Source organism: Pararhodonellum marinum (assembly GCF_015354735.1).
Classification (GTDB): Bacteria; Bacteroidota; Bacteroidia; order Cytophagales; family Cyclobacteriaceae; genus Pararhodonellum; species Pararhodonellum marinum.
The window spans coordinates 146,753-160,800 of the sequence record NZ_JACEFJ010000010.1; the positions used below are offsets into that span (position 1 = coordinate 146,753).

9 protein-coding genes are annotated in these 14,048 nt (G+C 42.8%); all 9 read left to right on the top strand.

What is annotated here, in order from left to right; genetic code table 11:
* Nucleotides 1-278 precede the first annotated feature (278 nt).
* The 9 genes from H1A14_RS17215 (at nucleotide 279) to H1A14_RS17255 (ending at nucleotide 13,919) form a co-directional block, all read left to right on the top strand.
* Complete coding sequence (locus tag H1A14_RS17215; RefSeq protein ID WP_194777527.1) at nucleotides 279-2,042, top strand: arylsulfatase; 1,764 nt, start codon at nucleotides 279-281, stop codon at nucleotides 2,040-2,042.
* Nucleotides 2,043-2,094: 52 nt separating this feature from the next.
* The gene (locus tag H1A14_RS17220; protein WP_194777528.1) at nucleotides 2,095-3,576 is read left to right on the top strand and encodes a hypothetical protein; all 1,482 of its coding nucleotides are present in this window, start codon (nucleotides 2,095-2,097) and stop codon (nucleotides 3,574-3,576) included.
* A gap of 65 nt (nucleotides 3,577-3,641) precedes the next feature.
* On the top strand, nucleotides 3,642-5,099 hold the full coding sequence (locus H1A14_RS17225; protein ID WP_194777529.1) for an alkaline phosphatase D family protein: 1,458 nt from the start codon (nucleotides 3,642-3,644) through the stop codon (nucleotides 5,097-5,099).
* Nucleotides 5,100-5,453: 354 nt separating this feature from the next.
* Nucleotides 5,454-7,046 (top strand): sulfatase family protein, encoded by a 1,593-nt coding sequence (locus H1A14_RS17230; RefSeq protein WP_194777530.1) that lies wholly within the window; start codon nucleotides 5,454-5,456, stop codon nucleotides 7,044-7,046.
* 36 nt (nucleotides 7,047-7,082) lie between these two features.
* A complete protein-coding gene (locus H1A14_RS17235; protein WP_194777531.1) occupies nucleotides 7,083-7,934 on the top strand; it encodes a sugar phosphate isomerase/epimerase family protein in 852 nt (283 codons plus the stop codon).
* A gap of 103 nt (nucleotides 7,935-8,037) precedes the next feature.
* Nucleotides 8,038-8,796 carry an SGNH/GDSL hydrolase family protein gene (locus H1A14_RS17240; protein WP_194777532.1) on the top strand — a complete coding sequence of 253 codons (759 nt, stop codon included), beginning with the start codon at nucleotides 8,038-8,040 and terminating at the stop codon, nucleotides 8,794-8,796.
* 309 nt (nucleotides 8,797-9,105) lie between these two features.
* Entirely contained in the window at nucleotides 9,106-11,127 is a 2,022-nt protein-coding gene (locus H1A14_RS17245) for a sulfatase-like hydrolase/transferase (protein ID WP_194777533.1), read from the top strand.
* 82 nt (nucleotides 11,128-11,209) lie between these two features.
* Complete coding sequence (locus H1A14_RS17250) at nucleotides 11,210-12,616, top strand: glycoside hydrolase family 2 TIM barrel-domain containing protein (protein ID WP_194777534.1); 1,407 nt, start codon at nucleotides 11,210-11,212, stop codon at nucleotides 12,614-12,616.
* Between the two features lie 67 nt (nucleotides 12,617-12,683).
* On the top strand, nucleotides 12,684-13,919 hold the full coding sequence (locus H1A14_RS17255) for a Gfo/Idh/MocA family protein (RefSeq protein ID WP_228527836.1): 1,236 nt from the start codon (nucleotides 12,684-12,686) through the stop codon (nucleotides 13,917-13,919).
* Nucleotides 13,920-14,048 lie beyond the last annotated feature (129 nt).

Sequence of the window (14,048 nt, forward strand, 5' to 3'; positions counted from 1 at the left end):
CCTCAAATCAGGTCCAGAATATTCTGGACCTGATTTTTTCATTGATAAGGTAGCATACCTTATACTTTTCAAACGATTTTGCTCCTCACTAATCCTGTCCAAATATTACATTTTGCTTATATCATAAAAATTGATTGATTCACTGCTCAGGAATTTATTAGCTTGTAAACAAATGTGGGCCTTAACATAAATGTTCAATAGAATTCGGGGAATAGGCCTTTTTTTAATTATCTTGAAAGGGATTAATTGAAATAAGAAAAGGCCCGATTCAATTCAAGATGACCCAAGAGAACAGTTTTTTTTCCAGTCGAAACCGGATTTTCATTCTTTTCACACTATTTGTCTTCCATTCCCTTACCTCTTGTAAACCTACTTCTGTTGAGCAAGATTACAATGTCCTTTTGATTTTGACAGATGATCAAGGATGGGGCGACTTATCCTATCATGGAAATGGCATTGTTGAGACACCCCATATCGATGCTTTGGCCAAGGAGTCAGTGGTGTTCGACAGGTTTTATGTCTCCCCAGTTTGTGCCCCTACGAGGGCCTCTTTGTTGACCGGCAGGTACCACCTCGCCACAGGCACCACCTGGGTCACCCACCGCATGGAGGTAATGCGCGAGGAAGAAAACACCATCCCTGAGGTGTTGAAGCCCCATGGCTATGTGTCCGGGCTTTTCGGCAAATGGCATCAGGGGAAGCAATATCCCCATGATCCTTTGGGTCAAGGATTCGACGAATTTTTCGGTTTTGCTGAGGGGCATCTGAACAACTACTTTGACACTAAGCTTATACATAATTTTGAGGAGGTGCCAACCAAGGGATATCTCCCTGATGTTTTAACCGACAGCACCATTGCTTTTATGGCCAAGCAAGACCGATTTTTTGCCATGTTGTCTCTGAATACCCCTCACAGCCCCTTTCAGGTTCCTGACAGTTATTTTGACAAATACAAAGCAAAAGGATTGGATGACAAAGACGCATGTGTGTACGGAATGGTAGCAAACATCGATGATAATGTGGGCAGGTTGATGGAATATTTGAAAGAAAGTGGAAAAATTGAAAACACGATTGTCATTTTCATGACCGATAATGGTCCCAACGGCATCCGGTATAATGGGGGCATGAAAGGTAAAAAAGCCGATTTGGATGAGGGAGGGGTTAGGGTGCCATTTTTTATGAAAATACCAGGTGTTGGTCATCAGCAGATCAAACCATGGGCCGGACACGTGGATGTTTTACCGACCTTGATGGACTTACTGAACATAGGTCAAGTTCTCGATCCCAACATACACGGCAAAAGCCTTATGCCGCTTTTACAGGGGGACACCGAATGGGAAGACAGAAATTTTTTTACGCATCAAGTCCACCTTGAATTTGATACCATTCCCGGGGCCATCCGAAATCAGGAATACCTGCTGACTTTAAAAAACAACCAAAAGGAACTTTACCACTTAATTGATGATCCTTCCCAAAAAAGCAATCTGATTGAAACTGAAAAAACACGGGCCGAAGAAATGGAAAACATTTATAGGTCATGGCTGAAAGAGATGACGGTCAAGGGAGTTGACCCTCCTGCTATTCAGGTTGGACATGATCTTGTACCACGTGTGGAACTTCCTGCCAGTGATGGAAAAATGGAAGGAAATGTACATTTTAAAGGAGAAATGGGTTGGGCCAATGATTGGTTTATCGGATTCGAAAAACCTGGAGACGCTGTTTATTGGGAAATCGAAGTAGTAGAGCAAATGGACTATGAAGTGCAGCTTCAACTTTCAAATACACATCCTTTTTCGCTTTCCCTCGGATTGGATGGCCTTTATGAACGGTACGACATCCGAGACGTACATTCAGCCACCTTGATTCCCAACAGGGACAGGGTGCCAAGAGGAGAAGTGGAGGAAATGAATTGGCCTGTGGTCAATTTGGGGATCCGGACCTTTAGAAAAGGCAAACAGTTGATTGGTCTGTCGATCGATGGAAATCCGGATTTGCAATTGAAAGCGATAATGCTAAAAAAAGCAGTTTACCAAACACCTTAATCTTGCTCGCAGTGACCCATAAAAAATCATCATCAATCAAACCAAAAAAACCATGAAATCTTTCATAAACACTTTTCTATTAAAAGTAATTTTCGTGGCTGTTCTACTTCTGGGAACCGCATGCGAAAAGTCCCAAGTGGAGGACAAGCAGGATAAACCCGTACAGCCCTTTCCGGAAAATCCCTTTTATTGGAGTTACAAAGGTGAACCGATCCTGCTTTTAGGAGGAACCTGGCAGGACAATTTATTTAATCATCCCGAAGGATTAGAGGGTCATCTTGAATTATTGATGTCAGTAGGAGGAAATTATGTAAGAAATACCATGAGCCACAGGAATGTAGGGAATGTCTTTGCCTATGCCAAAACAGCGGAGGGTTATTTTGACTTGGACAAGTTCAATGAAGCATATTGGGACCGTTTTGCCACCTTTTTGAAGATTTGCCACGATAAGGACATTATCGTACAGTTGGAGATATGGGATCCCTGGGACCATTATGAAGACCATCAGTCTTTTGGAGGCTGGTCACATCATCCCTTTAATCCGGTGAATACCATGACATTCACTCCTGAAACGTCCCGATTGCCGATTGCGGTGGATTATCCTCCCCGCTCTGAACCTTCGGAGCATGCCTTTTTTCGTACCGTGCCGGATTTGGACAATAATGAAATGGTGCTTTCCTACCAACAAGCTTATGTAGACCAACTGCTGTCCATTTCCCTTCCTTTTCCTAACGTCATCTATTGTATCAACAATGAAAGCGGAGAAGAACTGGCTTGGAGTAATTATTGGGCAGCATACCTTCACCAAAAAGGTCAAGAAAAAGGTGTCAAGGTGCAGGTGACAGAAATGCGTAGGAGAGAGGATGTGCAGGCAGCTGATCACCGGCTTGTTTTTGATGATCCCCAGCATTACACCTTTGTGGACATTTCTCAAAACAATGCCTTTTCAGGTTTGGGCCAGCGTCATTATGACAACATCCAATATGTTCGTGATTACCTATCCCAAAATCCCAGGCCCATCAACAACATCAAAAATTATGGGGCTGCCAGACATGGAGAAGAAGAATCCATTGCCCGGTTTTGTAGGATGGTATTTGCTGGAGCGGCAAGTGCCCGGTTCCACCGGCCCCATCCTTTAGAGGATCCGAAGGACCATGAAGCTGCTACGGATTTTGGATTGGGATTGAGTCCTAAAGCACAACGGGTCATTCAATCCATGAGGCAGGTTTCAGATAAACTTGCATTGACAAAAGCAAATCCCAGAAATGATCTCTTATCAGAAAGGGAAGAGAATGAGGCCTATCTTTTAGCTGAAGAAGGAAAGCAATACGCCATTTACTTCCCTTTAGATGCCGGTGATGGGCAGGTTTTGCTTGATATGAATGGGGCAAAAGGCAAATGGCAAATAGCGTGGGTAAACGTTTCAGAAAATACCTGGCTGGATACAATTGAGGAAGTTGAGATAAATGGTAAGGCACCCATCCAAAAACCTGAAAGAGGACATTGGGCCTGCGTTATTTTACCTTCTGAATAATGATTTGAAAAATTAATTTCCAATACAAAACCAGTTTGAGCAGTTCAAGATCAACTTGTTGACTTATGAAAAACAAAAGCAGAAGAGGTTTTTTTGCAAAATTTGGATTTGGCTTGGCTTCATTGTCCATTTTTCCAAATTTGGTCACCATGGCCAAGAAAAAATTATCCAAACTCTCTGGGGATGAAATATTCTTTACCACTGGATTTAAAACCGCGGAAGTTGATGCGCATTCGGCACTGTTATGGACCAGGTTATGTGCCCAGCCAAAGCCTCAGCCCATCAGACATCAAAGAGAGGAGACCGTATTCCGGCATCCCATTGGTTTTGATGATGAGATGCCCATTGCAGAAATGGATGGGGCGGTAAAAGGGGTGTCAGGGATGGTCAGGGCCAGACTGGTGCAAAACGGAAAATCCCTTGTTTCAGATTGGTATCCTGCCACAGAAGAAAACGACTTTACCGTCCAGATTCCTTTTGAAAACCTGAAAACTGACACCGGTTATCAAATCACCTGGGAAGCTAAATCAGAAAGTACAGAAGAATTGTTTCAGTCTAAAGGTTTTTTCCGGACTGCTCCTGACCCCAGCCTACCAAAACCCATTCAGCTTGTAACCTCTACCTGCCAGTATTTCTGGAGTTATGACCATGCTGAAAGAGGATTTGATACCTATGACAGCATGGGCAAGCTAAAACCCGATTTTTTTGTCCATACCGGGGATTATGTCTATTATGATAAGCCCGGCCCTCTGGCCAAAAATAAAGCATTGGCGAGACATAAATGGCATGCCATGGATAGTTGGCAGGCTTTAGTGGATTTTTACAAAAATACCCCCATTTACATGCTCAAGGATGACCATGATCTGTTAAAAGACGACGTTTATCCCTCATCGGGGACTTATGGAGAACTTACTTTTGAGGATGGTCTGCAGATCTGGAAAGAAAATGCCCCGATCAGAGATAAGCCCTACCGAACTTTCAGATGGGGCAAGGATTTACAGATCTGGCTGGTAGAAGGAAGGGAGTTCCGATCTCCCAACCCTATCCCGGACAGTCCGGATAAAACAATTTGGGGTAGGGAACAGCGGCGATGGTTTGAGAAAACTGTAAACGATTCTGATGCCACATTCAAGATCCTTTTTTCGCCAACCCCCGTAGTGGGACCAGACCGTGAGAATAAGTCAGATAACCACGCAAATGATTCCTTCGAAACGGAGGGAAATTGGTTGAGGGATTTTCTGTCCGCCCAGAAAAACACCTTTGTTGTCAATGGAGACAGGCATTGGCAATATGTTTCAGTTGATAAGAAAACCGGGCTGATGGAGTTTGGTTCAGGACCGGTCAGTGATGCCCATGCCCAAGGATGGGATCAGGAAGATGAAAGAGAGGAGCATCGTTTCTTAAGGGTCAAAGGAGGGTTTTTGGGCATCAAAGTGGAAAGAAAAAGTGGAATTCCGGAGATTACCTTTACCCATTTTGATACCCTGGGGAATGAGGTACATGAAGAGAAAGTCAGGGGATGATTACTGGAGAGGCCCAATGGGTCTGGATAAAAATTTCTGTTGATGGAGAAAATGTATTCTTTTCTACAGATTCGAGGTCAATTGGTGTGGATAGAGCTCTGTAGAGAGAATTGTTTTAATTCATTCTGCAGTTGATCTAAGGCAAGGCATGGATAGCCGAAAAATCATCCATGCCACCGGTACTAGTAGGATCAAAATTTACGGATTTGGAATATTTTCAATGATCGAATTGGAATGAGGGAAAATGTGATAAACAATATTACAAGGCAAAAAATGATGGGGTTTTGAATGCATAACAATATGAGGGATTCAATTGAAATCAGTTTTACACGCAATCTCATATTTTTTGGGTGCATGCTCATTTTAACATTGGCTTGCAATGAAAAAGAAGCTTCCGATCACCAAAAAACGACATATTTTAAAAATGTGGTATTTATTGTAAGTGATGACCACCATCCTGATGTGGTAGGGGCTTATGGAAATAAATTGATCAGCACGCCTAATATTGACAGGCTTGCTTCTGAAGGCACCACATTTAACCATGCATACGCCAATTCGCCCATATGCAGCGCATCAAGGCAATCCATGATGACAGGCAAATACCCCCATGCCACTGGGGTCAACCTGCTTTTCACTCCTTTTCCCGATGATGGAAATGTGACCGTTGCCGAATATTTGAGGGAAAAAGGATACAAAACAGCACTGGTGGGAAAAACCCATTTCAACAATTTTGTTTTCAGCGAACTATATCAAGATGGAGAATTGCCCGATCATGGATGGGATTACCTCATTGACAACCAGGAATATCGTGATCATCTCATACAAAATCCACCCCGTCAAATCCCATCTGATACCCGTACCCGCGAAAGTGTAAAAGCTTATGATGGCGCCGCCTGGACAAAAAATGCTGATATGCTACCAATGCCATTCTATGATGAGGACAGTAAAGGTACTTTTTTGGCAAAATGGGCAGCAGATTTTATAAAAAACAACAAAGAAAATCCATTCTGTCTCTGGGTGGCCTTCAATGAACCCCATGCGCCATTCAATTTTCCCATAGAATATGCAGGAAAATATCAAGCAGAAGATATGCCTTTGCCCTCGGGATCTCCCGAAGATGATCGATGGGTACCCTTGCAATTCAAAAACCTAACGGAAAAAGAAAGACGCGGTATCATTGCATCCTACTATACTTCTGTTGAATACTTGGATAAAAACATCGGCATCGTACTTGATGCATTACGTGAAAATGGTTTGGAAGAGCAAACCTTGGTGGTTTTTAACGGAGATCAAGGATATCTGTTAAATGAACATAAGAGATTTGAAAAACATACTTTTTGGAGGGAGTCCATTACGGCCCCGCTAATCATCAAGGGCAAATCAATTTTCGATTCAGGTACAACAACGGATGCACTCGTTGAATTTATTGACCTGGTACCGACGGTAGTAGAAGCATTAGGCTTTGAGCCGCATCCGGATTTTCAAGGCATGTCGCTGCTGCCTCTTCTGAAAGGGGAGAAGAACCAACACCGGGAATATGTATTTGCACAGTACCTTCAGGACGATATGGCCATGGTGGCTGACAAGGAATGGAAATATGTTTTCGAAACCGGCAAGTACGATCTCGATATTGGCTATGAAACCGGTCACGGACCCTCTGGCATTCATCACCGATTGTACCACCTGAAAAATGATGGTCAGGAAACAACCAACCTGGCTTATAACCCCACTTATACCCAAAAAGCAAATGAAATGCAGGAGCAAATGTTGAAGGTGTTTCAGGAAACGCATCCTGATGCTTCAAGACTACCATCAGAGTTGAACAGGACTGGGCAATTGGTTTGGTTTTGTCAACCCAGGGATATTGGTGCCCACTACAATGAAATACCGATGAGGTATTTCTTTCACAAAGGCAAAGAGTTGCCGGAAAAAATTGAAGTTCAATGAAAACGGCAGCAAACAGTTTTCTACATAAAGATATACATGCAAAAACGAAGAGAATTTTGTAAGAAATCACTGGCAGGGGTGTTGGGGTTGAATTTTGCGAAACCGCTTCACAGCTTGGCCTCAGCCTACAGCCAAGACCATATTGGCATCATCACCAATACTGTAGGCAATGAGATGAAGGAGGATTACAGGGCTACATTGTGGGAATTGGCACAAATAGGCTATAAATGCATTGAGGGAGGAGTGCCTGAAGGTATTGCCCCAAACGAGTACAAAAACCTTTTAAAAGGCTTGGGCCTCCGTTCGGTAGCGACGGGCAGCAGCATGGGCAACCTACGGAAAGAACTGGATCACTACCTAAGGATTGCTGAATTGCTAGAGGCGGAATACTTGGTTTGCTATTATCCCTGGCTCTCATCGGCCACAGACTTACAAACACCTGAGATAATGGAAACCATAGACAATATCAATCAAATGGGTAAGCAGGTGAAGGATGCCGGATTTCGTTTTGCTTGGCACAATCATGACAAGGAATTCGCGGAAGTAGGTGGGAAATTGGTTTTTGATACCATGATGGAGCACATAAACCCGGATTATGCTACGGTGGAATTGGATTGGTACTGGGTGGTCAAAGGAGGGGTTGATCCGGTAGATTTATTTGAAAAATATCCATCAAGATTTGAAATCAGCCATATCAAAGACATGAACAACAACCGGGATGAAGGTATCAGCTGTGTGGGTCAGGGCATCATGGACTTTAAACCAATCTTCGATGCGGCAAAAACCGGAGGAGTAAAATATTATATTGTGGAAAATGAACGTGCAGTCAAGGGTATTGATTGTGCCCGGGTAAGCTATTCAACCATTAGCAGACATTTAGGCCTATAAATTTGCCAATTTAAAAGAGCAGCAGTTCCAATCCGGGTATGGAACTCGGTGTCCAAAAGTGTTCTGACAAAGAGCCAAACAATCATTTATTAATGAATTATTGATGATGAATCACTTACTTTCAAAAGCCATACTATTCGCCTTGGGTCTATCCCAAGTTTTCGTTTCGGGGAACGCAATTGTGAAACAGCCTGTCCGGATTTTATGTGTTGGGGATTCTATTACTCAGGGTGGAAAGAGCACACAGGCGGAGCACACCTATAGGTTGCCTTTACAGATGTTGCTGTATGAGCAGAAGATATCCTTCGACTTCATCGGCTCCAGGCAAAAAGGCTTAAATGAGGAGGTTGTGTGGCCGGAAATAGCCCAAGGGATCCCATTTGACCCTGATCACGAAGGATATTATGGGCAAAAGACAGCAGCCGTATGCAGACAAGTCAAGGAAAACTTTGCCACCTATGGTGAAGTACCGGATTTCGTTTTGGTCCACCTTGGCACCAATGATCAAAAGCAGGGTGATTTTGAAAAGAACATAGGTGAACCATTAATGGATTTGGTTCAATTCCTAAGAACAAAAAATCCTGAAGTGGTCGTGCTGTTGGGGCATCTTAATTTCAATGACAATGCAACTGCGCTGGCAATTAGGTCCACAGTGGAGAAAGTGGCTGATAATTTAAACAGTCAAAAGTCGCCTGTTGTCACGGTACATCATTACAAAGGATGGCATGAAAATCCGGAAGATGTGTATACCGATACCTATGACTGGGCACATCCCAATTTGAAAGGACAGGAAAAGATGGCAGTGAATTGGTTAAACGCCATGAAGCCCTATTTGTCAGGTGACAACCCGAGGGAGCAATGAAGAAATCAAAAAAATTAGGCAGATGAAAAATGGATGTTCTTTATTCAAATTTCAAATTTTATCTCTTGCCGTAGTCTGCACATTGAATTACTGTACAGTCGAGTCAAGAACTAATCAAAAAGAGACAACAGCAAGTCCCGATGTCATCTTCATTATGGCTGATGAGGGTATGAAATTCACAAATGTATATGCAGGATCTCCAGTGTGAGCGTCTAGGTATTATAAGTTGGCAACACCACATGCATACCTAAATCATAGTCAGAAAACTTATTTCTTACATTAATTTTCACCCTTAAAAAATACCGGTTAATGAAAAAAATTAAACTAAAAAATAAGCTAAATTTTATTGTATCAATGTGCTTAGTTGTATTCTGTTCCTGTGAATCACCAGATGATAACAAGGGTTTAAATAAAAAAGCACCCAATGTTATTTTTATCCTAACTGACGATCTTGGATATGGCGATCTTGGGGTAACCTACCAAAATCAAAGGAAAGAAAATAATCTTCCGTACCACCGAACACCAAACCTTGACAAAATGGCTGAAGAAAGCATGATGCTTACACGCCATTATGTTCCTGCCCCTGTCTGTGCCCCCAGCAGGGCATCATTATTGACAGGGCGTCATCAGGGTCACGAAGATATCCGCAACAACCAATTCGATAAAGCCCTGACAGATACCCACAATATTGCTACCGTGCTAAAAACTGCGGGATATGCAACTGCTATTATCGGCAAATATGGGCTTCAGGGAGAAGGGGATTCTCCTGAGACATGGCCTGCCTATCCTACCAAAAGGGGTTTTGATTATTTTTTTGGATATGTAAGGCATGTAGATGGGCACAACCATTATCCGGCCCATTCCGCACCATTGCGTCCACCTATGGAATTATATGATGGAAATACAGAAATTTCAAAAGATTTGAAAGGTTGTTATACAACGGATCTTTTTACTGCGATGGCAAAAAAATATGTAGTTGACCACCAAAGCAACAATCCTGATCAGCCATTCTTTTTATATCTGTCCTATAACACACCGCATGCAGGGCTCCAAGTAGCCTCTTCGCCTTATCCTGATGGTGGCGGGAAAAATGGCGGCGTTAAATACATCGGTGAATCCGGTAAATATATCAACACGGTTGTGGACACAGTAGATTTATTTATTCATCCTGATTATCAGGAGCAGGATTGGCCGGAGGTACAAAAAAGGTTTGCCAGTATGGTACGCAGGATTGACGATGGAGTGGGTGACCTGTTACAGTTGTTGAGAGACCTGGGCATTGAAGAGGAAACCTTGGTTGTTTTTACTTCTGATAATGGCCCCCATCATGAGTCTTATGGATACGGTGATTACGCACCAGATTTTTTTGAAAGTTTTGGGGATTTAGATGGAACCAAACGAGACACTTGGGAAGGAGGAATAAGAGTGCCAACGCTTGTTAAGTGGCCAGGAGTAGTTACTGCCAATACCAGAAACCATTCACCTTCCGGTTTTCACGATTGGTTGCCAACTTTGGCCGACTTTGCAAACCTAGCCGCACCTGCCATAACCGATGGCGTATCTCTTGCTCCTATACTTACGGGTAAAACCCAAAATTCGGAAGGCATTGTCTATATTGAATATAGTGTAAACGGAACAACGCCTGAATACGAAAGTTTCCACCCCTCTCATAAAGGTCAGACCCGGGGTGAAATGCAGGTGCTGTATCATGAAGGATATAAAGGAGTGAGATACGATGTAAAATCAGCAAATGATGATTTTAAAATTTATGACACCCACAACGATCCGGGTGAAGAAAAAGACCTGGCAAATACAACTGAAGCTTTTGAAAAACTTCAGCAAAAAATGAAAGATAGAGTGCTTCAGGTGAGGCGCCCAAATGACTCGGCTCTCCGGCCTTACGATGGTGTTCCAGTTCCGGCATTACAAATTGAAAGTGGAGATGTAGCCATGGTGCAATATTCAGTGTTTAATGAGAATGCTCCCTGGGTCCCGGATGTAAATTCAATTAAATCTGATGTTTTACGAAAAGGAAGCATAGAGGAAATTTCGATCAAAAACATAGAGATGGACGATAATGCGGTTATAAAATTTACCGGTTTATTTTTTATTTCTGAAACTGCGGAATATGCATTCTCTGCTGCTTCTGATGGAGGTGCTGTTTTAAGGATTCACGATGCCTTAGTAATTGAGGCTGATAAAGGGTATGAACCGCTTAAAAAAGTAGAGGCGTCTATTTATCTTGAAAAAGGCTACCATCCTTATACTTTGATCTATAAAAAAGGATTGGGTAGCGAGCCCTATTTGCAGTTCGATTGGGAAAAAATGTAATGGCTGTTTTAAATCTAGCAGCTCCTTTTTGTGGGGTCTTCTTCAGGATTCAGAACCATAAAATCAGGCAATAAATTATGTAATGGCAACATATGCAAGAATCAAAAGAACCGATGAAGTTCGTGCCCAACGCGCCAAAAAAATGAAAAACAAGTATATGGAATTTCAAAAAGCAGCATTGATAGGCTTCCTCATTTTAATGGCTGCCTGTACCAAAGGACAGAAACAAGGACAGGACACGGAAGCAGCAATACCTGTAACAATTCAGCAAGTAGACGATGGTTTCCAGTTGTATAGGAACGGGGAGCCTTATTTTATAAAAGGTGCAAGGATACTCGGTAATAAATACATGGACAAAGTGGCCGAATATGGTGGAAACTCAATCCGCATTGGCTATAGTCAAAATGAAAATGTAATGGAGGTTTTGGATGAAGCCCATTCACGTGGTCTTACCGTCATGTTCGGGTTGCCTTTCAAAGCAGAAAGAGAAGGATTTGACTATGATGATCCCGAAACTGTCGGAGAACAGCAAGGCCTCATGAAAGAAATTGTGAACACTTACAAAGCTCATCCCGCCATCTTGCTTTGGGCTATAGGTAATGAACTGGACCATATTCCGGGAAACGAAGACTACAATCTAAAAATGTGGGATGCAGTAAATGAGGTGGCCAAAATGATCCACGAAGAAGACTCCGCTCACCCGGCAATGACAGTGATAGGCACAGGTGGTATGGAGAAATTAAAAGATTTAATAGAAAGATGCCCCGACTTGGATTTATTGGGGGTCAATTCCTATGCAGATATCGGTAAAATTCCTGAATGGCTTAGACAATACAGTTGGGATAGGCCTTATTCGGTAACTGAGTGGGGAGTAAGCGGACACTGGGAAGTGCCAAAGACCAAATGGGGGGTTGCCATAGAAGAATCAAGCACTGAAAAGGCAAGCATTTATCATGAAAAATATTCAAATGTAATAGCCTCAGATCCTTGGTGCATTGGATCATATGTCTTCTTATGGACCAGCAACAGACAGGAAACCACCCACACCTGGTACAACATGTTTCACGATGATGGAACAGAAAAAGGTACCGTAGAAGTGATGCAGTATGTATGGTCCGGAGCGTGGCCTGACAATAAAAGTCCCCGATTGGATTCGTTGACCATTGAAGGGATGTTTGCCAAAGATAACATTGCGTTGGAACCTAAAGGGATCTATTCAGCTACCGTTATCGCCCATGATCCTGATCATGATATCTTAGAATATGAATGGGAGTTGGTTCAGGAGAACAAAGAGTTCGGTGCTTATGCCGGCCAGGGGGAAACCAAACCTCAAGTAGCAGAGGGTGCCATTAAAGACAGGATTGACAACGGCCAAACCGTCAAATTTGAAGTGCCTGATGCAAGTGGAGACAATTACCGCTTGTTTGTATATGTGTATGATGGAAAAGGAAAAGTAGCGGTAGCCAATATTCCATTTCATGTAAATTGATAGTGAAGATTTTTGATCGCCAAGGTGCGACTTGAATGAAAACCTGATGAGTATAAAAACACATGTGATGAGCAATAAACGAAGAGAATTTTTGAAAAAAACAGCGGTTTCTGCTGTAGGAGCACACATCATTCCAGCCTGGTCTTGGTCTAAACAGGTTGCTCCCAGCGACCAAATCAATGTGGGATTAATTGGTTGCCGGAACAGAGGGTGGGGGGTTTTGAGGAATCAATTAAAAAATGAAGGGGTGAGATGTCTCGGGTTGTGTGATGTTGATCAAAATATTTTAAATGAGCGTAATGTTCAGGTACACCAGGAAAGTAATCAAAAGCCTAAATTGTACCTTGATTTTCGTAAAATGCTCGAGGATAAGGATATTGATGCAGTAATTATTGGCACCCCGGATCACTGGCATTGTTTACAGACGGTTTATGCTTGCCAGGCCGGCAAGGATGTTTATGTGGAGAAGCCATTGGCCAATACCATCGAGGAATGCAATATAATGGTGGAGGCAGTAAGGAGATACAATAGAGTAGTACAGGTCGGGCAACAACAACGCAGCAGTGCGGTATGGACGGAGGCAATGAGGTTTATCAAATCTGGAAAGCTAGGGACATTAAGGAAGGTGAATATCTGGGCTAACTTTAATTATGGAATTGGTTCGCCCAAACAACCTGACGCCGCAGTGCCCCAAGGTGTCGATTTTGATTTTTGGTTGGGACCAGCACCGTTGAGAAGTTTCAATCCAGCCAGATTTCATGGCAGTTGGCGCCACTTCTGGGATTATGGAGGTGGTCTGATGACTGATTGGGGAGTTCATTTGATAGACATGGCCTTATGGGCAAAGGATGTGACCCATGCCCCTACAACCGTGATGGCCTATGGGGAAAACCTTTCCTTTGAGGATTACGCTCGTGAGACTTACGATACGATGTCTGTTATCTATCCCATGGAGGATTACGTAATCACCTGGCAGCATGCTGCAGGTTTGCAAAACGGACCTTACAACATGTTATATGGAGTAGAGTTCGTCGGTGACAAAGCCACCCTAGTTGCCAACAGAGAAAAATGGATGGTGAATCCTGAGGACAAAAGTAAATCGATTGACAAAGAAAAATCACAACCTGAGTCCAAGCATAAAGAGGTATTGAATGATACGGATCTTCACATGCAGAATTTTCTGGAATGCATCAAATCCCGGGAAGAGCCCAATTGTACCATTGAAAATGGGAGGAATGTATCCTTATATGCACATATGGGGAACCTCGCTGTAAGATCTGGAGAAGGCAAACTGGTATGGTAATGAACAAAATACATTCAGCAATTCTGCTCTAGCCAATGCATTTATAAAACCAGAGTATAGAAAACCTTGGCAGTTTCCTAAGGTTTGATCCTGATTTTGCAGGAATGTTTGTAGGCATTAAAACCATCT